Origin of the sequence: Paraburkholderia sp. BL6665CI2N2, from assembly GCF_004366535.1 — a bacterium.
In the GTDB taxonomy this organism is placed as follows: Bacteria; Pseudomonadota; Gammaproteobacteria; order Burkholderiales; family Burkholderiaceae; genus Paraburkholderia.
In genome coordinates this window covers 520,509-542,022 of record NZ_SORC01000001.1, presented here as the reverse complement: position 1 = coordinate 542,022, position 21,514 = coordinate 520,509, and the positions used below count along the sequence as shown (strand labels likewise).

Sequence of the window (21,514 nt, the reverse complement as noted above, 5' to 3'; positions counted from 1 at the left end):
TAAGGCGCAAACGTTATGGAAGCTTGTAGACTGGAACGGCCATTCGAGCCCCTTCCCGGTCGGCAAAAGTGGCCGCGCGCCACGGCTAGCGTCGGTTTGAGAACCGCTATCATCGATGTTCGCCAAAAAAGGAGATTAGCCAATGAGCCGACCAGATTTCATCAAGCACTGGACTGAACTCGAGGAACCGGAGGCACATTCCTATCGCGGCAATCCCGAGCTCATGGGGCTAGACGCGCCGCTTTCCGCCGCACTCGGCATTACGCGTATTGGCATTCATCACGTGAGGCTTCTGCCCGGCCGGCGGACGTCATATCCGCACGCCGAAAGTACCGAGCAGGAGTTTGTGTACGTGCTCGAGGGCAAGCCCGATGTCTGGATCGACGGTGCGCTTCATTCCATTGCTGAAGGCGATTCCGTGGCGTTTCCCGCGGGTACTGGAATTTGCCATACCTTCATCAACAATACGAAGGACGAAGTCAGGCTGATGGTGATCGGCGAACGTCCGCGCGACGACAATCGTATTCGCTATCCGCTAAACGAAGCGCACGAAATTACTCGCGCGGACCGCTGGGTGGACTGGCCCGCCAGACCGCTCGGGGGTCATGACGGGATGCCGGACTGAAGTTGACGCGGATAGTCTCAATGGCCGACAGCTCGTCGCATGGAGTACGTACCTGAATGTCCGTAAATGGGCCAGACCCGGGCTGTTCCCGCTGGGGACACGGTGCTGGGGAGGCTACGCACGCCGTTCCATAAGAGCCGGTGACAACGAAGGAGCAAGCACCAAAGTGCTAACCTTGCCGTCGTTTTCGATTTCGACAAAACCGATTCTGAGGTACCAGTCATAGGCAGCCCGGTTGCATACGAAGACATTCAGGTACAGCGGTTTTTGTAAGTAACTGGACAACGACATGACCCTGGCAATCGCCGCACTGCCGATCGACCTGCTTTGCATCTCCGGCACGATACAAAGCATCCTCAGCCATACGAGATCCGGTTCGACGTCCCAGTGCACAAACCCGCATCGACTGCCTTCCCACGTAACAATTTGACAAGAGCCTTGGCGAAGGCTTTTTGCAAACCCCGCTTGCTGCAGGTCGTCGTCCCAGCCATACGCTGAGGTAACGAAACCTTTCATCGTGCGCTGGTACGTGTCAAATAGCCATTCCGAGTCTCCGGGTGCGGCCAGCCGAAAATCCAGATTCATCACAACCGCCGATCGCGATAAGCAGGTCTTCGCCAGAGTACTGGATAACGGGGATCGGCATCAATCGATTGAGGCCGGCGGATGCAGAACGCCATTCACCGGACAACTCAGTTGCCGATCCGCTGCTGAGCGAGCCTGGGCTCCCGACGAGCCGCCGGAATCCGCCCTCCAGCCTCGACAGGAGCCTGTAACACGCCTGCTTCTGCCTTCGTCGATTCTCTCCTCGATTGAGCTTGCCGACTCAGCAGCAGGCTCAGTCGTTGTCCCTCTGAACCCTCAATGCCGCATTGCCTTGTTCGTGCTGGCGCCTACATTGGGAAAGGATTTGCGGAATATTCCGCGATTCGCCGTACGCGGCGAGGCACGGGATTGTCTATAACAAATACAAAAGAGGCCTGACGGCGCCATCGCGTGCTTCGAAGACGATCCAGAAATGCCGCCCAAATGCTTCGAAGTCTTGAAGAGACCAACGCGCAGAACGTCACCCATGCCGATGTACCGCCGATGCTCGAGTTGCGTCCTCGCGCGCCTGGTCAAGTCGAGTTCGTTCAGCCGTAACGGAGGAGAAGTATGCGCCCTGTAATCGTCGACGTAGCGGAGCAAAAGCGCCTGAACGACTCTCGTGAGGCGCAAGTGCCGTGGAAGAAGTGGGGGCCCTACCTCAGCGAGCGCCAATGGGGAACGGTACGAGAAGACTACAGCGATAACGGCGACGCCTGGAACTACTTCACTCATGACCATTCGCGCTCACGCGCCTACAAGTGGGGTGAGGACGGGCTCGGCGGAGTGTGCGACGATCAACAGCGGCTGTGCTTCGCGCTGGCACTCTGGAACGAACGCGACGCGATATTGAAGGAGCGCCTCTTCGGCCTCACCAACAGCGAGGGCAATCATGGCGAAGACGTGAAGGAGTATTACTTCTACCTCGACAGCACGCCGACGCACTCGTATATGAAGTACCTCTACAAATATCCGCAGCGCGAGTATCCGTACCGCGATCTGGTCGAGACCAACCGGCAACGATCGCGGGAGGAAATGGAGTACGAACTTCTGGACACGGGCGTCTTCAGCGATGACCGCTATTTCGATGTGTTCGTGGAATACGCGAAGGCGGCTCCTGAAGACATCCTCGTGCGCATTTCCATTCACAACCGCGGACCGGAAGCAGCGCGACTGCGGGTCTTGCCGACGCTATGGTTCCGCAACACATGGTCGTGGGGCGAGGACGATCGCAAGCCCTCGCTGCACGAAGAAGGTCCCGGCGCCATTCGCGCCACGCATCATGATCTCGGCGAGTACTGGCTCCATTGCGAAGGCGCGCCGGAAACACTTTTCACCGAAAACGAAAGCAATATGCAGCGTCTATGGAATCAGCCGAACGCGTCGCCCTATGTCAAGGATGCGTTCCACGCCTATGTCATTTCGGGGCAGCGCGACGCCGTGAATCCCGCCAGGACGGGCACCAAGGCCGCGGCCCATTACGTGTGCGACGTACCCGCCGGCGGCAGCGCGACCGTCCGCTTGCGCCTCACGGCATCGAGACTGGACGACGCCTTCGGCGGCTTCGAGGAGACGTTCAATAGCCGCCTCGCCGATGCGAACGAGTTCTACGCGCGCATTGCGCCCAATTCGCTGACCGAGGATCAGCGCCGGGTGCACCGCCAGGCGTTGGCCGGAATGCTGTGGGGCAAGCAGTACTACTACTTCGACCTCGAACACTGGCTGCGCGAGCATGGAAGTCATCCGTTGCTCGACGCCGCCCGGGGCGATGTGCGCAATGCAGAGTGGTTCCACATGCTGAACGCTGACGTGATCTCCATGCCGGACAAGTGGGAGTATCCGTGGTACGCGGCCTGGGACCTGGCCTTCCACACAATTACGCTGGCGCTCGTCGATTTCGATTTCGCCAAGGAGCAACTGCTGCTTATGTTGCGCAGCCTGTACGTCCATCCGAGCGGCCAGATTCCAGCCTACGAGTGGAACTTCAGCGACGTCAATCCGCCGGTGCATGCCGCGGCCACGCTCTGGTTGTACAAGTACGAAAAAGAACTGGGACGGGCCGACCCGCGCTTCCTGGAACGCTCGTTTCAGGGCTTGATGCTCAATTTCAACTGGTGGGTAAATCGCAAGGACCCTTCGGGTCGCAACGTCTTTGCCGGCGGCTTTCTGGGCCTCGACAACATCGGCGTGTTCGATCGAAGCGCGCGGCTTCCGACCGGCGGATCGCTCGAACAGGCGGACGGGACGGCGTGGATGGCGTTCTACTGCCAGACCATGCTTGAGATGGCGATCAATCTGACCGAATACGATCCGATGTACGAGGAAGTCGCTTTCAAGTTTGTACAGCATTTCATGTGGATCGCCTATGCGATGGACCGGCGCGGCGAACATGAGGACGAGATGTGGGACGAGCAGGACGGCTTTTTCTATGACCTGCTGCGATTCCCCGACGGCCGGACAACGCGCCTGAAGATCAGGTCGCTGGTGGGGCTGCTGCCGCTGTGTGCGTCGACAGTGTTCGAAGCGCAGTCGCTCACGCGCTATCCGAAGCTCGTTGAACTGATCGCGCAGTTTCGAAAGCGCTACCCCGAATTGATCGCGCATGTTGCGCCGACCGACGCGGGCTTCATCGGCTACAAGGAGCGGAGGCTTCTGTCGATCCTGAACAAGCGCAAGCTCGAACGGGTGCTCGGCTACATGCTCGACGAGAACGAGTTCCTGGGGCCGCACGGCATCCGTTCGCTCTCCCGCTATCACCTGGACCATCCGTATGTGATTCACGTCGGCCCACAGGAGTACAAGGTGCAGTACCTGCCGGCTGAATCGAATACCGGCATGTTCGGCGGCAATTCCAACTGGCGCGGTCCGGTCTGGATGCCGATCAACTTGCTGATTGTCCGCGCGCTGGTGAATCTGTATAGCTTTTTCGGCAACGATTTCAAGGTGGAATGCCCGACCGGGTCCGGGCAACGGATGACGCTCTTCGAAGTGGCGCAGGAACTGGTCCGGCGCCTGACCGGTACATTCCTGCGCGATGCGGGCGGCAAGCGGCCCGTCTATGGCGGAACGGACAAGTTCCAGAACGATCCGCACTGGCGCGACCTGATCCTCTTTTACGAGTACTTCCACGGTGACAATGGCGCCGGCCTCGGGGCCAGTCACCAGACTGGCTGGACGGGCCTCGTCGCCCCGCTCCTCGACCTGTTCGGACGTGTGGACGCGAACGCCGCCCTGGAAACCGACCGTGGGCGGGTGATGGCACGGATCGTCAGGGAACAAGTGGGCGGCGAAGAACCAGGCGAGAAGTGACGAAAGGACCCGTTTCGGACGATGATGGGGAGGTCACGTCAACGGCAGCTTCCTGGGCGCAATGGGCCATCCGCGCATGCATGCTGCCCGACCTCTGAGGCCTGCGCGGGCATTCGCTACACAGCGAGAGCGCATTATTCGGACTGCGCGATTCTGGATACGGCTGCCTTTTGTCCGAAATTCATTGGGTAGCCGCGAACATCGTGGATTACAGTGTTCTTGCTATGCGACTTTCAAGCTTGGCTGACTCACAAAGTCACAAATGCGCAGACTTTCGTGCAACCCGCTTCTGCACGTGTCTGCCGACACCGAGCGGAAAAATCACTGCTTGGTGAAGGGCGTCGCCACTCATCATTTTGGCTCAGCCACACATTTCAAGACCCGGCCGTGCCCACGGCCCCACATTCTCTCATCGCTTGCTCCGCAAAACGGCAGCTGCAGGGATTACTGCAGCCATCTTTTGTTTCATCTATTTGAGTCGGGCGCCTGATCCACCCCGGCGGTAGGCCCTGCGCGCCGTAATGTTAAGCGCCTGATTCGGTGACAAGGAGAGGACCATGAAGATCAAGTATTTAAGCATTTGGTCAGCGACAGCCATTGCACTTTCGCTCAGCGGCGCGGCACAGGCCGGCGACCACGACGGCCACGACGGCCACGGCGGCCTTTGCTCGAACGCAACGCTAAAGGGACCGTTTAGTTTTATCGGTCACGGAGAAATACTTGGATTGAAAACTGACGATGGTGTGTTGCATCCGTACGCTGCCCCGTCGATCCTCGATGACGTCGCCTTGGTGACGTTTGACGGTATGGGCAAATTTGACCGCACCGACTTCGGCATGATCGGCGGATTGCCGAAAGGGGGGAAGACGACATTCAATCCGAAACAGGAAGGCACCTACACGGTGAACCCCGATTGCACCGGCACCATGAAAATCGTCTATCTGCCGGGCGGAGCCGTGCCGGCCGGCGTCGAGACTTATCTGAACATCGTCGTCGCTGCCGACGGGACGCTCGTCGAATCCGTTGTCTATAGGGCGGTCACCGTGTCAGGCGAGAGCCTCGACCACACAATGTGTCCACCGTATTGCGAGCAAGGTGTGCAAGAAAGTTTTGAAGGGAAAAAGATCCTGGTGTACGGCTTCCGTTAGTCGGGTCCCAGATGGGCTCACGCTCACTAAGGCGCTTGCCATGAGTGGCGCCGAGCCCGACCTTGCGCGCAGGTTTTCGCCCTTTAATGCCTGCATCTTTTCGAGAGCGTAATCACATTGTTCGGGGCGGAGCGGACGTTCGAACGTCCGCGTGAAGGTCTGATTGAGCGTCTCTGCTCGGCCGGCTGCAGAAGTCCCGCCATCGCTGGTCGATCGCCGGTCGCGCTGCTTCGTCGAACTTCCGTAGCTGAACCGGCTGCGGGCCACGGCGTTGACTCGGTCCTGTGCGCCGCCGCCGTACTCACCACCCCAGGCGCGCTTTCGAATACCTCGACGTAGGCGACGACGGTTTGATCGAGCGCGAGGAACATGCCCGGGCCGGCGCGCGCCGGTGTGCTTACCGCATCCGGGTGAAATCCAGACAGCACCGTATCCGTGCATACGCTTATGCGCTTCGAATCGTCCGAGCGATTCAACATTTAAGAATGATTTTTTATCAATATATTTACCATTTTTCTATGCGAGGATAAAGCGCCAATCTTTTACACATGCGCGACTGCTCATCAATCCGCATGCGCGCGAATACGCGCCGGACATGCCGCCGGCAAGCGCTTCGCACCTCGCAAGGAAATACCGTCGTGACATTGTTCTATCGCCTTGGTGTGGCCGCTGTTATCTTCAACAGCCTTATTCCACTGAATTCATCAGCGCAATCGCAACTCAATTACACCACTTCATGGATCGGCAATAGTTTTGGTTTCGGCGACGGCAAGTGGATGCAGCAGGATATTCAGGCCATCAGCGTCGGCGCAGACGGCACCGTGTACACCAACGCGCCTTGGGACGAGAGCGGCAGTGAAATCGCCGCTTATCGCGCGGGCGACAAGATCGCCGTAGCCGGCTCGACGCACGGCTGGGGCGCGGCCGGTGGCGACGCGGTCGCGGTCAATCACACGTACCTGTATGCGGCGATGTCAATCGGCAACGAAAGTAACGCCCTGGTCGGGGCGGACTATCCCGCAGCGAGTCTGACCTGGTACGGCATCACGCGCCGCACGCTCGCCAATCTGGCGACCGGCGCGCCTTTCAGTGGTGGTATCGGCAATAGCGCCAATGCGACGAAAAACAGCTTTCTGCCGCTCGAGACGGTGCCGGCCGGCAACGACGCGAGCATTCGTGGCATGGCCGCGACCGACAGCGAACTGTACGTGGCCGATACCTACGCGAACCGGATCGTCGTGTTCGACGCGAATTCGATGCAGCGTTTGCGCTCGTGGAACGTGACGTCGCCAGGACGCATTGCGGTGGACACCGATTCGACACTGTGGGTGATGAGCGGTATTTCATCCGGAAACCTAACTATCCAGCACTACGCCGCGAATGGCACCGCGCTCGCCGACACATTGACACTGCCCGTGGGCGCCGTGCCGGCCGACATCGCGGTTACGCCGGCCGGGCAAATCCTCGTTGCGGACAATGGCCTTTCGCAGCAGATTCTTGTCTTTAACAAAGACAAAGACGGCAACGGTCAACCGCAAGCGGCCGCGCCCATCGGCACGCGCAACGGCATCTTTCACCCGGTCAAGGGTGTGCCGGGCAATTGGCGCTTCAACGGCGTGACGGGCATCGGTGTCGATCCCGCGGGCAATCTGTACGTCGCGCAGAATGGCGAAGGGCCGCGGCCGGTCGGATCGGCATCGGTCGGACAAGGCGCGGTGCTCGAAAGCTACGTGTACAGTTCGCACGCCTTCAATTGGCGCCTGTACGGTCTGACGTTCGTCGATAGCGCCGCGTTCGATCCCGCCACGCCCAGTTCCGTCTATACCGGCTCCAAGCGCTTTACGCTCGACTACAACCAACCCGTCGGCCGCGAATGGTCGTATGCGGGTTTCACGCTGGATCGTTTCGACTATCCGGACGATCCCGCGTTTCATCAGCCGCGTGGCGTGCGCGGCGAGCCGATGGTGCGCCGAATCAACGGCCAGCGGTTTCTCTACACGCTGGATCCCGGCGCGCATTATTTGAACGTTTATCGCTTCGACGCCGCACACGGTGAAATGGCAATTCCATCCGGCCTGCTCGCGCAAAATCCGCTGCCGGGCACATGGCCCGCCGCGCAGCCCGCGTACGGCGAATGGCTGTGGCGCGACAGCAATGGCAACGGCAGCGTCGACGCCAGCGAGATCAGCAGCAATCCGTCGACCGGCAGCACGGTCGGCAACGGCTTCTGGTGGGTCGACGCGCCGGGCAACGTCTGGCTTGCCACGCCGTTGAGCGGCATCCGCGAAATGCCGTTGCAAGGTCTCGATCCCGTCGGCAATCCGATCTACACATACGCCAGCTCGAAGATGTTCGCGATGCCGCAACCGTTTACGCGGATTGCGCGGATCGTCTACATCGCGGCGACCGACACCATGTATATCTCCGGCTTCACGAGCGCGATTCCGTGGGATGCGACGCATTGGAAAGAGGCGGGTCCGGTGCTCGCGCGTTATGACAACTGGAGCTCCGGTACGCCGACGCAGCAGTACACGATCTCGCTGCCCTGGAACACGCAAAGCAATCCGCAAACGACGACCGTGGGCGTCGCGGTGGCGGGCAATTACATCTTCGTAGCGGAGCTGTACACGCAGAGGGTGGATGTCTACGACGCGCGCACCGGCCAGGTGGCCGGCTACATGACGCCGGGCGCGAGCGTCGGCAACACGAGCGGCTGGGTGGACGTGTATCTTGGTATCAGCGCGGTGCAACGCGACAATGGCGAGTATGTCGTGCTACTCGAGGACGACGCCCGCGCAAAAATTCTGATGTATCGATGGACACCTTGACGCCGGTCGCATGCGTGCAGATCACGAATAGACGGCAACGCACGATCGGTATATAACAACATGCAAGGATGGCTTGTTCACCGCTGCATCAACAGGAGCGAAGTTTCATCATGACGCAAGACGTAACGCCTAAGCCACCCACGGGCGACCGGCCCGATCTGGAAAACCTCGACGCAGCGCTCAGTCACGTCGATCAGCAGGTTTCGTCGGGCAGCATCGCCTCCGGCGCCGCGAAGGGCATTCTGTATAGCCTGATCGAAACGCTCGGCACATTCGTCGGCGATCCTGATCTGCCGGAGCATGCGCGTTCAGGTTACGAAGGTCTGCTGGAAGCCGCTCGCGAACTGCGCGCGAAACTGGATCACTAAAGGCGGCTGCGCGTCGCCGGTGGGCGGCGCGAGGCAGATCGGCATGCCTGCCGGTGCCGACTGCCGTTGCTCCGGTTGGGTGTGACGGCATCACGCGTCGCGATTCGTCATCGTTATGGGCTGCTGCATTTCGGCGCGGCCGCTGTCTATGATAAAACGGCGCACTGTCCCCAACATTGCGCCTTTTTTATGCTCTCCGTGTCCGCGATCGCGCTGCTCGCCATCGGCATTATCGTCGTGCTGATTACGCCCGGCCCCACCAATACGCTGCTTGCGGCGGCCGGCTTGCGCCAGGGTGTGCGGCGCTCGCTGCCGTTGATCGCCGCCGAACTGGGCGGCTATCTGGTCTCGATTTCGGTGTGGGGGCATTTTCTCGTCCAGGCGGCGCATGCGCTGCCCTCGCTGCTGCGCATGGCGGCGGGCTTGTACATCGCCTATCTCGCCGTCGACATGTGGCGCGCGGCAGTCGCCTTGCCGGACTCGGCGCAACGGGCGAGCGGCATGCGCACGTTGTTCGTGGCGACGCTGCTCAATCCGAAGGGCTTGCTGTTCGCCGGCACGATCTTTCCGGCTATCGCTTTTGCGCACTTGCCGGCCTACGCCTTCTCGATGCTGATGTTCGCGTGTCTGCTGGTGCCGATCGCGCTCGCGTGGATCGCGTTCGGCGCGGCGCTCGGCAGCGGCAAGCTCGCCTGGCTCAATCCGGTGAAGATGCAGCGCGGCGCGTCGATCGTGCTCGGTGTGTTTTCCTTGTCGCTCGCGTGGGCGGCGCTGCATTGAATGCGATGTTGATGCGGCGGTCAGGCCGCCACACTGTCGCCAAAAGTGTCGCCGACGTCTAACGCGTCGAGCCATTCCGGCGGCGCGGATGTGATTTCCAGCTGCGGGGTGCCATGCCAATCCGCGCAGCGTTGCAACGCGCGCCGCAGATCGCCGGCGAGACGCGCGCTCAGACGCACGCCCGGTTCGATGTGCAGCGACTTCAGTTCGAACACGCCTTGAGTGCGGTGCGCTTTCGCATCCACGCGGCCGACCAGACGCCCGCGACTCAGCAGCGGCAAAACGAAGTAACCATATTTGCGCTTTGGCGCGGGCGTGTAGCATTCGATCGCGTAGTCGAAGTCGAACAGCGCCGCCGCGCGCTTGCGATCCCACACCACCGGATCGAACGGCGACAACACCGTGGTGACCGTCGAGGTGAGTTTGCCGCTCGCGGCATCGTCGAGTATCGCGGCGAAGTCTTGATGCACGTACGTGTCCTGCTTCCACCCTTCCACGCTTACCGGGATCAACTCGCCCTGGTCGGCGAGCGCGCGCAGTTCGTCTCGATACGGGCGACGCGGCATACGGTAGTAATCGGCGACCCAATCGGCACGCGCGATGCCGAGCGCGCGGCACGTGCGGCGTAACACGGCGTCCGTCACGGTGTGCGCGGGCGGCAGATCGCGCGCGTCATCCCAACCCGGCAGCACGCGCTCGGTCAGATCGTAGACGCGGTGAAAATTGCGCCGCTCGGCCACCATCAATTGCCCGATTGCGAACAGCACTTCCAGATGACGTTTCTCCGGCTTCCAGTCCCACCAGCCGTTGCCCTTGCCCGCCTCGCGGGCAAAATCCGCGGAGCGCACCGGTCCCGTCGCGCGAATGTGCGCAAGCAGCTTGTCAATCTCCTTGCGATGCTTGTTGTGCCACTCGGCCGCGTACTTCCAGCCCATCCCGCTTGGATCGAGCATGCGATGGCGCAGCAGGCCGTAGTCTTCGATCGGCACGAAACAGGCTTCATGCGACCAGTATTCGAATAGCTTGCCTTCGGCGAGATGTTCGTCGAGCCATTGCGGCGGATAGGCGCCGAGCCGGCTGAACAACACAAGATAGGGACTGCGCGCGACGACGTGGATCGTGTCGATCTGCAATTGCGCCATGCGGCGGATCGAGTCGAGCACGTCGGCCTTGACGGCTTTGCGGCGAGGCGGCGTCAGCAAACCTTGCGCGGCCAGATGCAGAGTGCGGGCGGCGGAAAGCGAAAGAGTCTTCACGCGGGCGTCGATCAGTGAGTGACTGCGAAGGGAAGGGCACAAGGCCCGGCCTGGATCAGCAGCCGCTACTGTAGCGTGAAGCGCCCGAACTTGCCTTTACCAGCCGCGCCCGTGATGCCGGTCCCAGCCGCGATGACGGCCATGATCGTGATGCCAGTGGCGGCGGCCGCGATAGTCGTCGTCCCGGTAGCCGTAACCGTAGACCGGCGGTGGCGCGTAGACCGGCGGCGCGGCGTACACCGGGCCCGGGGTATTGACGAACACGCCGACGTCCACCCGTGCCGAGGCGGCAGTCGATGCGCAGGCGGCGGCAAGGCCGAAGGCGGCGAAAACGATCGCGCGTTGGAACATGCTTGTCTCCTGTCAAATGGCTGACAGTGATATTACGAGACAGAAAGACAAGCAGGTGCAACCAGTTGAAGGTGTGTGTAACAGCAGGTTACCCGCCGGCGGTTGCAAGGCCGGCGGGCATTTCAGACCATCCAGATCATCAGGCGCCCAGCGCGACCGCTTCGCCCGCCGACACTGCCAGCAGTTGATGGATCTGCGCGACCACGGCGGCGCCTTCGCCGACGGCCGCGGCCACGCGTTTGGTCGAGCCGGCGCGCGCGTCGCCGATCGCGTACACGCCTTCGACTGTCGTCGCGAGATCGCAAACCGACGCGCCGTCGGCGCTCGTCCCGGTCAGCACGAAGCCTTTCTCGTCGAGTTCCACGCCGCAGGTGCGCAGCCAGTCCGTATTCGGGTCCGCACCGGTGAAAAGGAACAAATAGCGCGTATCGAAATGATCCGTGCCGTCGGGCAACGGTTTTTTCAGCGCGACCGACGACAAACCGCTATCGTCCGAATCAAGCCGGCCGATCTCCGAATTCGGATGCACGAACACGTTCGGCAGTGAGCGGATCCGGTCGATCAGATAGCGCGACATGGTGGCTTCGAAACCGCTGCGCCGGATCAGTACGTGGACCTTGGCCGCGTGCGTCGCCAGATAGACGATCGCCTGGCCCGCCGAATTGCCGCCGCCCACCAGCACGACTTCCTGGCGCTTGCACAGCTTGGCTTCCACTGGCGACGCCCAGTAATAGACGCCGCGCCCTTCGAAACGATCGAGCCCTTCGAGGGCCGGACGCCGGTAGACCGCGCCGCTCGCGATCACAATCGCGCGCGCCGTGATGTGTCCGCCGCACTTCAGTTCCAGCCGATGCGGCCGGTCCGCGCAATGCAGCGCCTTCACATTGACCGGAATCGCGACGTGCGCGCCGAATTTCTGCGCCTGCACGAACGCGCGGCCCGCCAGCGCCTGGCCGGATATGCCGGTCGGAAAGCCGAGGTAGTTTTCGATCCGCGAGCTCGCGCCGGCCTGGCCGCCCGGCGCGCGGCTGTCGAGCACGATCACCGACAGGCCTTCGGATGCCGCATACACCGCGGTGGCAAGCCCGGCCGGTCCGGCGCCGACGATCGCGACGTCGTACACATGCGCATCGTCGAGATCGGGCAGCAAGCCCAGGCACGTGGCGAGTTCCGGCATGCTCGGGTGCCGCAGCACCGAGCCGTCCGGACAGATCACCAGCGGCATGTCTTCTTTTTGCGCGGCGAATTGCTCGATCAGACGCAGCGCGTCTTCGTCGCGTTCGTCGATCACGGAATGCGGATGGCCGTTGCGCGACAGGAAGCCTTGCAGCATGACGAGCCGCGCGTCGTTGCTGTTGCCGATCAGGATCGGCCCGCCCGCGCCCTTTTCGATCAGCGACACGCGCCGCAGGATCAGTGCGCGCATGATGCGCTCGCCGAGTTCCGCTTCGGCAACGATCAGCGCGCGCAGCCGCTCCGGCGGAATCAGCAACGCTTCCACCGGACCGATCGCCATGCCGTTGACCAGCGCGGGCCGTCCCGACAGTTGACCGACTTCGGCAAGGAAATGCCCGGCGCCATGTTCGTTGATCAGCACTTCGCGCCCAATTCCGTCGCGCTGATACACCTTCACGCGTCCTTCGAGCACCACGAACATGCCGGGACCGGTGCGGCCGGTCTCGAACAACAGTTCACCGGACTTCCAGTGGCCGATCTCGCCGAACTTGCGCAGACGGCCGATTTCGGCACACGTGAGCGCGGGGAACATCTGATGCATGCGCGTCGAGAGCGACGAAAACGGCGCGTCGGTGACGACGTCTGGTTGTGGCACGTCCGGTTGCTGCACTTCAGGTTCTTGAGTCGAAAGCATTGAACCGCTCCTTCGGTGTTCATTGATGGATCGAACGAGAGGCGAAGCGGCGCGGCGCCCGAAGGCGCGAATCACGGTGCGCTGCTTGCGCTACACGGCCTTCGGCGCGACGCCTTCGACCGCCACTTCCGGCGGCGGCATGTCGGGCAGCGATTCCACCGGCTTGCCCGAGTCGCGCCAGGCTTCCATGCCACCGCGCAGCGGCAGCACGTCGGAGAAGCCGGCTTCGTTCAATTGCTTGGCCATCCATGCCGCGGAAATCTCATTCGGGCAGGAACAGTAGATCACCAGCTTCTGATCGTGCGGATAGGTCGCGACGATCTCGTCGAGTTGCCGCTCGTCGGCGAATTGCGAGCCCGGAATGATGAACGGATCGAGCGCGCGCTTCTCGTGCGAACGGATATCGAACAGCACCGGCGTTTTGCCGGCCGTCACGAGCGACGCCAGTTCGTCGACTTCGATGCGCGCGGTCGCGAGCTTCGAAATCAGCTGACGCCGGCGGATCCAGCGATACGCGGCATACGCCAGCAGCAGGCCGACGGCGACCAGCGCGGCTGTGCGCCCAAGGCGCCCGGCGAGCGCAAACAGCATGTCGATCTGCTTGGCGAACAATGCGCCGATGATCAGGCCGGTGCCCGACCACAATGCAGCGCCGATGCTGTCATACGTGAGGAAGGTGCGGTAGCGCGTGCCCATGGCGCCCGCCATCGGAATCGACACGATCGATAGTCCCGGCACGAACTTGGCCACCGCCAGCACGCGCACGCCCCAGCGGCCGAAAAAGCGCTCGGTCTTTTTCACGCAGGTGTCACGCGAGAGCGATAGCCGGCAAATCGTTTTGAGCGTATTGCCGCCATACATGCGGCCGGCCAAATACCACGCGCTGTCGCCGATCAGCGTGGCGAATATCGACAGGATGAGCACCGGCGCCAACTGCGTGCCCACAGAACCGGGATGCATGGCGGCCATCGCCCCGAACAGCACGAGCGACGGCATGGCCGGAACCGGCAGCCCGATCGAGGCGGCGAGCACGTTTACAAACACGAGCGCCGGCCCATATTGCTCGACGAGATCATGTAGCATCGGCTTACATCCGCGGCCCTTTCGGGTGCGGCGCAGGTAGGAAATGCAAAGGAGAATGCAAGGATTATGGACGCATTTTCAAGACGTGCAAACGCCCTGAAAAGTAGCCCTTTACTTGGGTATGGAAAGCGCTATCTCAAGTGCACTGAGCCACCTGAAAGACGCATTAGCACCGCGACCTGAACAAACCGAAATAGATGCGAATGTCGCGCGGTATGCGGGAGCGGAAATAATGCCCGACTGACGTCCGCAGACGCCAGCCCGGCAGGCAATTGGAGAACGATGATGCTAAAGCGTCACGCGGCATTCGCACCAGAGATGCAATGCCGCGCGACGAATTTCATTGACGATGATTGTGCTGTTCGCCCGGCAATTCCGCGCCGTGTGCGCGAATGGCAGCAATCAGTTCGGCCGGCGTGATTTCGTAGCGCACTTCGCGGTGGATGCCTGGCTTGCGCTCATCGACTTCGATCAAAAGAATGCCTTTGCCGTCTTCTGTCGATTCGAGGCGCAGCGAGCGAAGTTCGCGCGCCGTTGCGTCGTCGTATTCGGTGAGCAGGGCCATTGACCCGGAAGACCCGGTAGTGCGCATCGAAGTTGTCCTCGTTCCGTTGATGATCGAACTATTGTACGGGCAGGATAGGGCGGCGTCTGTCGCGCCGCCGTCACGTTTGCCCGTTCGCCTGCCTGCATGGCTTGCGCCGCCGAGCGCGTTGACTGGCGCGGCGCTCCCGGCAGCGCCCATCGTGACGTGCTGCCGTGACAACCAGTTTAACGCGACTCTCCGTAAGGACGGATGCATTTTTCGTGCCCCGTGCCGGTGCGAATCTTCTCCATGACTGTCACGCAGTTGACGCGCGTTCCGGTTAGGGGAATTCGGCGCGGCGCGGCGTGGTTTGCGACTCACGCATCGTGTCCAGATCGCCGAGCTCGGAAACGCGCAGCGGTGCGTCGGCGGCGAGAAAAAACTCGTCGAGCTGCGGCGGGGCGGCCTCTGTGCCGCTCATCATCGCGTGAGCTTGCCCGCGATGATGAATCTGATGAACGAAAACATGCGGCAGTACGCTGCCGATCTGCTCGCGTTGTATCCCAACCGACGGTCCACGGTCGATCTGGACTTCGCGTGGCAGATCGTCGTCAGTCAACGATTCGCAGAAGGCCAGCAGTTGCTGATCGCTCCGCGCTTGTGCATCCCACAGGTCGGCTGCGCGCGGATAGGGCAGTTCGTTATCGAAAATGGTGAGACCTGCGCCGCCGCCGATCAGCGCGTCGAAGTAGTAACGGTCCACTAGCAGGATGTGATTCAACGTGAGCTGCAATGACGGGAAGAAGCTCACCCTGCGTGCGGCGAACGCTTCGTCGGTCAATGTGAGGCAGGCGCGGTAGAGACGCAGGTTCGACCATGCGTTGTTGCGCGCCATGGCGGTGAGGTGCGAAGACAGCGGATTAATGCGTGGCGGGTCAGAAGGAATCACGTCGGCCTCCGGTGGTGGGAATCGGCATGGGAGGACGCGCTTGCGCGTCTTCGTGGCGGCACGTAACGCGTGACTCAACTACGTATATACCAGCGCGCTAGCGCCAGCCCAAAAAAAATAGGCCCGTCCACAGAGGGGGCGGGCCGCTAAACGCCGTTGTTACTCGGGTCAGCCTGCCCTTGCAAACAACTGGGCGCTGACGGTGCCATCGTGCTGCGTCAATACTGGACTGTCGAGGTGGGAGTAACGCCGATCTATCAGATCAATGTGGCTTCTTCCTGCTCGGCATCTTCTGCGATGACTGGCGCGCGGGGTCGTTTGATCTCAGGCGTCGGCGCTGCTTCGACGGTGAACGCCCGACGCTTTGTGGTGGCGGCGCGTCGAGCCGGCGCTGCGTCGGCGACGGTGAACAGCCGCACGGCTTCATCCAGCACGTCCGCCTGTTCCGCCAGGCGCTGCGCCGTGGCCGCCGCCTGCTCGACGAGCGCGGCGTTCTGCTGCGTGGCGCCGTCCAGATGCGAAACCGCCTGATTGACCTGGCGAATCCCGTCGGCCTGTTCGTTGCTCGCGTTCGCCACGTCGACGATGATCGACGACACGCGGCCCACTGCCTCGTCGATTACGCGCATTTGCGAGGTTGTCCGTGCAACCAGTTCGGTGCCGGCCGCGACTTCGGATGCGCTTGCTTCCACCACGGACTTGATTTCCTTCGACGACGCCGCGCAGCGCTGCGCCAGCATGCGCACTTCGCCCGCGACGACGGCAAACGAACGGCCTGCTTCGCCCGCTCGCGCCGCTTCGACGGCGGCATTCAACGCGAGAATATTGGTCTGGAACGCAATGCCGTCGATCACGCCCGTGATGTCGGCGATACGCCGCGATGCCGCGGTGATGCCCGCCATGGTCTGCTCCACCTGGCCGGCAATCTTGCCGCCGGCCGCGGCGGCTGCCTGGGCCTCTCTCGCCAGATCGAGCGCGCGCACGGTGGCATCGGCGTTGGCCTGGACGGTCGTGGTCAGTTCTTCCATGGTAGCGGCGGTTTCTTCGAGCGACGCCGCCTGCAATTCCGTGCGTCTCGCGAGATCGACATTGCCGCTGGATATCTCGCGCGCGTTGTCCAGTATGCCGGTGATCTGGGCGCGCACGTCGTAGACGATCGCCGCGAGATTCGCCTTCAACTGATTCAGCGCTTGTAGCACGTCGCCAAGGTCGTCGTGTCGCGCGATCTGCAGATCGGCCGTCAGATCGCCCGCGGCGAGACGCGTGGCGAATCCCGACATGTCGTTGATCGGCGCGGCGAGTTGCCGCCTCAGCATCCGCCACGAGGCGATGCTGAGCGCCGTGGCGACGCCGAACCCAATCCAGAACGGCGCGGGCGGCGCGCCTTGCCATGCGGCGAGGCCCGTCAGCAGCAGCGCCAGCGGCGTGATCGCGTAGCCGATCGCCGCGCGCGTCGCGACCGGCAAACGCATCAGCGCCTGCAGACGCCCCAGCACGCCGGTGCGCACCATCACGCCGCGGCGCAACTGCACGCCGCGTGACTCGCCGCTGCGAATGCGTGCGTAGAGCGCTTCAGCGGCGCGCACCGCGGCGCGCACCGGTTTCACGCGCACGCTCAAATAGCCGACGACCGCGCCTTTCTCGACCACCGGCGTGACATTGGCATGCACCCAGTAGTGATCGCCGTTCTTGCGGCGGTTCTTCACGAGCGCAGTCCAGGGACGGCCGTCGCGTATCGTCGCCCACATGTCGGCAAAGGCTTCGCGCGGCATGTCCGGATGGCGGATCAGGTTGTGCGGCTGGCCGATCAGTTCGTCGCGCGTAAAACCCGAGACCGCGATGAAGGCCGGATTGCAGTACTGGATGCGACCGGTCAGGTCGGTCGCCGAAACAAGCATGTGTGACGACGGAAATTCGTACTCGTGCCCGCTGACAGGCTGGTTGTTGCGCATGGCTTTCCTTGCTGTGCTAGCCCGCGCGTGGGCGCGGTGCTTACATGTTTGCAAGGAATAACGGCAATTGACCCCTTGCCCTTTAGGGTTTCCTAGTAAACCACTCAGGTTTAGGCAGGCCGACGCCGTTAATACAGGGTTGTCTGACGCGTCGTGGATGGCGGCGTGAAACAGTGCCGGATGCGTCGCGCTATACCTTCAAAAGGACTACACTGCGCCGGTATAAGGACTGCGGACGCATCTGGTCCCGGTTTCGGTCTGCCTGCGCGAATTTGCCACCCACGCGCCACACTCGCGAGCTGATGCAGAAAATCCTCGACCGTACTCAAGAGTCATTAGCGCAGGCTTTCGCCACGCTCGCGCAGAGCGCGAAGCGCCAACAGCGGCTCTACCTGGCGACGATCGGTTCGCTGATGCTGCTCGTGCTGATCTTCGCGCTGGTGCTGACTGTCGTCGCCGGGCTCAAGCAACTCGAGTATCGCCGGGTCCTCGCGTCGCAGAACGCCACCGACATCTCTCTGCTCATCCACCAGGAGGAGTCGTTCCTGCGGCGCGACGCCTTGACGCTCGACTATTACTATGGCCCATCCGGCGGGCGGAGCGCCCCGGACGCCATACAGCAGGCGATCCTGAAGACCGGCGTAGCGCTCGGCAAGACAGACGGTGTCGACTCGAATTTCGACATCGTGGTCGGCGAAACCACGCGCAACGCCTGGGGCTCGCAATTGAGCGAAAAACTCGGGCGCCTCTACGAAGCGGCGCAATCGACGCTCGTGACCCAGCAGGCTTTTGAAATCCGGCAGCGGGCAACGCTGATCGGGCTGAATGAAGACTACGCAGCCATTCTGCCTTCGCTGACCCATGCGCTCGCGGACCCGGCCAGCGGGCACGATCAGGCCGCAATGCCGGCGCCGCAACCGCCGATCGTGAGCTTGCTGCGCGAGACGCTCGAGCGCCAGATCGAGGCGCAAACCGGCAGGCGCGTGCCGGCAAAAGGCGAGCGTATCTGGCTCGGACCGTACCGTGATCCGCTGCAGAATCGCCAGGTGGCTTCCGTGGTGAGCGCCTACTATGACGGCGACACGCCGACCGTGCTAATCAGCACGAGCCTTCCGCTGGATGCGCTCGCGTTGCGTATGGCGCCGCCTGACCACGAGGGCGTGAATCTGCTGATGACGGCCGATCACCGCGTCGTCGTGTCGTCGATGCCGCTAGACGCATCGATCATCAAGCTGGTGCAACAGGCAGCCGCCGATACCCCCACCCGGATCTTTCACTACGGCCGCGAGGGCGTGATTTTTCACGAGCCACTGGGGCTGGGCTTCGGCCTTCTGGTCGGCTACGTGCCGTGGGGCGCGCTGGCCGCCGCGCTCGGCTGGCAACTGGCGGTGCTAGGCTGCCTGACAGCGCTCATCCTGATAGCAATCGTGCTGACGGCTCGCTATTTCGGGCTGCGGTTGCTGCGCAATTCGTTTGCGGAGACTTCGCGCGCACTGCAAAGCGAGATGCTCAACCACATTCTGGTTAGCGCGACGCCGGTCGGCTTGTGCATTGTCCGGCAGAGCGACTATTCAGTCCTGACCACCAACGCGCTGGCGATCGAGTTGCTCGGGATCGAGGCCGACGGCAGCAGGCTCCCGCGGCACATCGTCGGCGAATTTCTGGTTCAGGCGCCGGATCAGCCGTCGGCGATGTCGTTTGCGCGAGTCGCTGCCTTCGTCGTGCCCGCGCAGCCGGCGCAGATGCCGCCTCAGATGCCGCCTCAGTCTTCGCATCCACCGACAACGACGCAACGAAACGAGCCGCAAACCTCGCCGCCGCCAGACCAGGACGGCGGCGCGCCCTCGCGGTTTCTGCAATTCATTTATGCGCCGGCACGTTACGCTGGCGAGAACGTGCTGTTTTGCGCGATTCTCGACGTGACGGCGCAGACCATGCTTGAACAGCAATTGCGGCAAGCACAGCAAACGTCCGAGGCGTTGATGCGTGCGCGGACGAATTTCTTCGCCGCCATGAGCCACGAAATCCGTACGCCGTTGAACGCGCTGCTCGGCAATCTTGAACTGTTGGCTCGCACGCCCGGCCTCGAGGCGCATTCGCAACGGCTCGCAACGTTGGGCCTTGCCGGGGGCGCGCTGCGCCGCGTCGTCAACGACATTCTCGACTTTTCGAAGATCGATGCCGGCGCGATGTTGCTGGTCACGGAGCCGTTTTGTCTGATCGACGATTTCGAAAGCATTGCGCTCTCCTACGCGCCGATGCATGGGAATCGCTCGATCCGTTTCTATGCGATCTTCTCTCCGACTCTTGAGCAGACCTTGATCGGCGATCGCATGCGCATCGCGCAGATCGTCAACAACTTGCTGAGCAACGCGTTCAAGTTCACCTCAGCGGGCAAGATCACGCTTCGCGCCGAAGTAACGGACGATTCGCCGGACCGCGCGGTATTGGTTTGCCGGATCTCGGATTCGGGCGCCGGGATGGACGAGCAAACGCTGGCGCGGCTTTTCAAACCTTTTGCGCAAGGCGAACAGAGTGCTTCGCGGGGAGCCGACGGTACGGGTCTCGGCCTGGTGATCTGTGCGCGCTTGTGCGCGCTGATGGGTGGGCAGATTACCGCGGAAAGTGTGTGCGGCGTGGGCAGCGCATTCCGCATATCGATTCCGCTTGCCAAGCCTCCCGTCGATTCGCGAGCGCCCGCAACAGTTCGTGAGGAGCACGGAACGATGCTCATCCTGTCCGTGGAGCAGGAGGTCGGTGAAAACCTCAACTGCTGGTTCCAGCGCGAGGGTTGGGCACGACACCTCGTGTTCTCATCGGCGGCCGCGCAGGCGTGGTTGCGCGCGAACCGGCCGGACGTGTTAGTCGTCACCGGCGAATACGATCTCGATGTGATTGCCGCTCTGCGCGCGCTGCAGCCGGTCGGCGTCGTGTGGATCACGCGTGGCGGTCCGCACCATCCCGAGGCGCGCGGCGACGGCGTGTTCGAGGTGACTGAATTCAGCCGCTCGGCGATCCGGTCGGCGGTCGATCTGGCGCGCGGGGACACGATTGCCGTTGTCGCTCCGACTCCGGCGTCCGCAATGGGCGATTCGGCGGGAATCTATCCGGCGCTGCGAGGTTTGCCCGTTCTCGTCGCGGAAGACAACCCGTTGATCCAGAATCTGATCGACGAACAACTGGTCGAGCTGGGGTGCGCGCCGACGATCGCGCACGACGGTAAAGAAGCACTGAGAATGTTCCAACAGGCAAGTTTCGAAGTGGTGCTGACCGACATCCACATGCCGGAGATGGATGGCTACGAGCTGCTGGCCGCGTTGCGCAAGTTGAATTCGACGGTTCAGGTGCTGGCCTTCAGCGCCGTGGCAGAACATGAAGAGGCGCGCAATTGGCGCGAGCACGGCTTTAGCGGATATGTGCCCAAGCCGGCGTCGCTCAGCGAATTGCGAGCCGCGTTGCTGGGGGTGGCGCCGGCGGGGGCACAGGGACGGGCACAGGCATCGGCACTGGCTGTACCCGAGAACGCAGCGCCAGCCGAACCCATGGTTCCCGCTTCCGGCGCCGCGAGCACGCTCAGCACGGACGACAGGGCGCGCTACAGGGCGATGCTCAAGGAGCACTTGCAAAAAGATCTGCCCAGGCTCCTTGCGATCGTCGAAGCGGAAGACGTGCAGGCGTTGGCCGGCTGGGCGCATAGCGCGAGCGGCGCGTTCGTCGTCGTGCAGGAACCGCGGTTCGTCGACCAATGCCGGCGGCTGCAGCGGCTATGCAGCGACAGCGGACGCTGGACCACCGAGATGGACGAACTCGCAATCTCGCTGCACGACGCCTTATCCGATCACTACGGGCTCGACGAGGAGTCGACACATTGACACGCCATTCGG

General features: G+C 62.3%; 15 protein-coding genes. 7 read left to right on the top strand and 8 right to left on the bottom strand.

Features of this window, described 5'->3' with window-relative positions:
* Positions 1–142: 142 nt before the first annotated feature.
* Positions 143–625 carry a cupin domain-containing protein gene (locus tag B0G81_RS02310; RefSeq protein WP_134133255.1) on the top strand — a complete coding sequence of 161 codons (483 nt, stop codon included), beginning with the start codon at positions 143–145 and terminating at the stop codon, positions 623–625.
* Between the two features lie 114 nt (positions 626–739).
* Here B0G81_RS02310 and B0G81_RS02305 read toward each other — a convergent pair whose 3' ends face one another.
* Positions 740–1,210, bottom strand: a complete 471-nt coding sequence (locus B0G81_RS02305; RefSeq protein ID WP_166678918.1) for a GNAT family N-acetyltransferase — start codon at positions 1,208–1,210, stop codon at positions 740–742.
* A 570-nt stretch (positions 1,211–1,780) separates the two neighbouring features.
* On the opposite strand from B0G81_RS02305, the gene B0G81_RS02300 reads away from it, so the two are divergent.
* The 5 genes from B0G81_RS02300 to B0G81_RS02280 all read left to right on the top strand — a co-directional run bounded on the left by B0G81_RS02300 (position 1,781) and on the right by B0G81_RS02280 (position 9,643).
* Positions 1,781–4,519, top strand: a complete 2,739-nt coding sequence (locus B0G81_RS02300; RefSeq protein ID WP_134133252.1) for a glucosidase — start codon at positions 1,781–1,783, stop codon at positions 4,517–4,519.
* A gap of 557 nt (positions 4,520–5,076) precedes the next feature.
* On the top strand, positions 5,077–5,667 hold the full coding sequence (locus B0G81_RS02295; protein WP_134133247.1) for a hypothetical protein: 591 nt from the start codon (positions 5,077–5,079) through the stop codon (positions 5,665–5,667).
* Positions 5,668–6,305: 638 nt separating this feature from the next.
* Entirely contained in the window at positions 6,306–8,495 is a 2,190-nt protein-coding gene (locus tag B0G81_RS02290) for a hypothetical protein (protein ID WP_134133244.1), read from the top strand.
* Positions 8,496–8,605: 110 nt separating this feature from the next.
* A complete protein-coding gene (locus tag B0G81_RS02285) occupies positions 8,606–8,863 on the top strand; it encodes a hypothetical protein (RefSeq protein ID WP_012428738.1) in 258 nt (85 codons plus the stop codon).
* Positions 8,864–9,052: 189 nt separating this feature from the next.
* Positions 9,053–9,643: a LysE family transporter gene (locus tag B0G81_RS02280; RefSeq protein WP_134133240.1), complete on the top strand. Its 591-nt coding sequence runs from the start codon at positions 9,053–9,055 to the stop codon at positions 9,641–9,643.
* Positions 9,644–9,663: 20 nt separating this feature from the next.
* Here B0G81_RS02280 and B0G81_RS02275 read toward each other — a convergent pair whose 3' ends face one another.
* The 7 genes from B0G81_RS02275 to B0G81_RS02245 all read right to left on the bottom strand — a co-directional run bounded on the left by B0G81_RS02275 (position 9,664) and on the right by B0G81_RS02245 (position 17,630).
* Positions 9,664–10,899: a winged helix-turn-helix domain-containing protein gene (locus B0G81_RS02275; RefSeq protein WP_134133236.1), complete on the bottom strand. Its 1,236-nt coding sequence runs from the start codon at positions 10,897–10,899 to the stop codon at positions 9,664–9,666.
* Positions 10,900–10,995: 96 nt separating this feature from the next.
* Positions 10,996–11,250 carry a hypothetical protein gene (locus B0G81_RS02270; protein ID WP_134133232.1) on the bottom strand — a complete coding sequence of 85 codons (255 nt, stop codon included), beginning with the start codon at positions 11,248–11,250 and terminating at the stop codon, positions 10,996–10,998.
* A 139-nt stretch (positions 11,251–11,389) separates the two neighbouring features.
* Positions 11,390–13,120 carry an FAD-dependent oxidoreductase gene (locus B0G81_RS02265; protein ID WP_134133228.1) on the bottom strand — a complete coding sequence of 577 codons (1,731 nt, stop codon included), beginning with the start codon at positions 13,118–13,120 and terminating at the stop codon, positions 11,390–11,392.
* 90 nt (positions 13,121–13,210) lie between these two features.
* The gene (locus tag B0G81_RS02260; protein WP_106281617.1) at positions 13,211–14,203 is read right to left on the bottom strand and encodes a DedA family protein/thiosulfate sulfurtransferase GlpE; all 993 of its coding nucleotides are present in this window, start codon (positions 14,201–14,203) and stop codon (positions 13,211–13,213) included.
* Positions 14,204–14,543: 340 nt separating this feature from the next.
* Positions 14,544–14,795, bottom strand: coding sequence for a hypothetical protein (locus tag B0G81_RS02255; RefSeq protein ID WP_007178686.1), 252 nt, complete (start codon positions 14,793–14,795; stop codon positions 14,544–14,546).
* A 274-nt stretch (positions 14,796–15,069) separates the two neighbouring features.
* Positions 15,070–15,678, bottom strand: a complete 609-nt coding sequence (locus B0G81_RS02250) for a DinB family protein (RefSeq protein ID WP_134133225.1) — start codon at positions 15,676–15,678, stop codon at positions 15,070–15,072.
* Between the two features lie 257 nt (positions 15,679–15,935).
* Positions 15,936–17,630 carry a PAS domain-containing methyl-accepting chemotaxis protein gene (locus B0G81_RS02245; protein ID WP_134133222.1) on the bottom strand — a complete coding sequence of 565 codons (1,695 nt, stop codon included), beginning with the start codon at positions 17,628–17,630 and terminating at the stop codon, positions 15,936–15,938.
* Positions 17,631–17,932: 302 nt separating this feature from the next.
* Between B0G81_RS02245 and B0G81_RS02240 the strand changes: the two genes are divergently transcribed.
* Positions 17,933–21,502 carry an ATP-binding protein gene (locus B0G81_RS02240; RefSeq protein ID WP_134133216.1) on the top strand — a complete coding sequence of 1,190 codons (3,570 nt, stop codon included), beginning with the start codon at positions 17,933–17,935 and terminating at the stop codon, positions 21,500–21,502.
* The last annotated feature ends 12 nt before the right edge of the window (positions 21,503–21,514 follow it).

Bases quoted from the DNA above. Each gene is read 5' to 3' on its own strand.
- B0G81_RS02310 (WP_134133255.1), top strand. From the start codon at position 143: ATGAGCCGACCAGATTTCATCAAGCACTGGACTGAACTCGAGGAACCG.
- B0G81_RS02305 (WP_166678918.1), bottom strand. From the start codon at position 1,210: ATGAATCTGGATTTTCGGCTGGCCGCACCCGGAGACTCGGAATGGCTA.
- B0G81_RS02300 (WP_134133252.1), top strand. From the start codon at position 1,781: ATGCGCCCTGTAATCGTCGACGTAGCGGAGCAAAAGCGCCTGAACGAC.
- B0G81_RS02295 (WP_134133247.1), top strand. From the start codon at position 5,077: ATGAAGATCAAGTATTTAAGCATTTGGTCAGCGACAGCCATTGCACTT.
- B0G81_RS02285 (WP_012428738.1), top strand. From the start codon at position 8,606: ATGACGCAAGACGTAACGCCTAAGCCACCCACGGGCGACCGGCCCGAT.
- B0G81_RS02280 (WP_134133240.1), top strand. From the start codon at position 9,053: ATGCTCTCCGTGTCCGCGATCGCGCTGCTCGCCATCGGCATTATCGTC.
- B0G81_RS02270 (WP_134133232.1), bottom strand. From the start codon at position 11,250: ATGTTCCAACGCGCGATCGTTTTCGCCGCCTTCGGCCTTGCCGCCGCC.
- B0G81_RS02265 (WP_134133228.1), bottom strand. From the start codon at position 13,120: ATGCTTTCGACTCAAGAACCTGAAGTGCAGCAACCGGACGTGCCACAA.
- B0G81_RS02260 (WP_106281617.1), bottom strand. From the start codon at position 14,203: ATGCTACATGATCTCGTCGAGCAATATGGGCCGGCGCTCGTGTTTGTA.
- B0G81_RS02255 (WP_007178686.1), bottom strand. From the start codon at position 14,795: ATGCGCACTACCGGGTCTTCCGGGTCAATGGCCCTGCTCACCGAATAC.
- B0G81_RS02245 (WP_134133222.1), bottom strand. From the start codon at position 17,630: ATGCGCAACAACCAGCCTGTCAGCGGGCACGAGTACGAATTTCCGTCG.
- B0G81_RS02240 (WP_134133216.1), top strand. From the start codon at position 17,933: ATGCAGAAAATCCTCGACCGTACTCAAGAGTCATTAGCGCAGGCTTTC.